Annotated in this window: 1 protein-coding gene; it reads right to left on the minus strand. The window is 42.6% G+C overall.

What is annotated here, in order from left to right; translation table 11 throughout:
- Positions 1-197: 197 nt before the first annotated feature.
- On the minus strand, positions 198-596 hold a 399-nt coding region (rsd, locus tag R7190_RS28965; RefSeq protein ID WP_318138079.1), incomplete at its 5' end, for a sigma D regulator.

A 596-nucleotide genomic window follows, 5' to 3' on the forward strand; every position in this document is an offset into this window, starting at 1 on the left:
CCATCTGCTGAACAAGCAACAGATAACCTAGCAGCACTTCTAAACGCTGGCTTCTCTTCTGACGAGTAATCGTTAAGAGCTTAAAAGAAAAGGCACCTTCGGGTGCCTTTTTTGTATCTATTCACTTCACTCGGTTGTGAGGTACAAAAAAGGGCTGATATATAGTCATCAACCCTTTCACTCCTTTCTATTATCATTTATGCACCAGGAGGCATCGCAAGGCTATCCGCGATAAGTTGGATCAAATGGTCTTCTACTTCAAAGCGCGTTTCAATGATCTCTCCGATCAAAGACATATCAGAGTCGAAATCCTCTAACTCATCATCTTCTGTCACGTCTGAATACTTATCGGTGAAGTTTAACAACGGTTCTGTGGTTAGCACGATTTTGCCGTAAGTTTGGTTGATTTCGTTTGTTGCGACAAAGCCTGTGGCTTTCCACTTATCCATCACCATATCGTAGATTTTGAAGTGGCCTTCGGAAATATAATCGACTAGGTGTTGGCAGAAGTTTTGTAGCTCGGAGGGAGAAGGAAGTTCTAGAACGTTGGATTTCGAACAAGGTTGCAGTGCTGCAAGCTTACAGTATTCGACAAT

Source organism: Vibrio sp. 1078-1, from assembly GCF_033340475.1.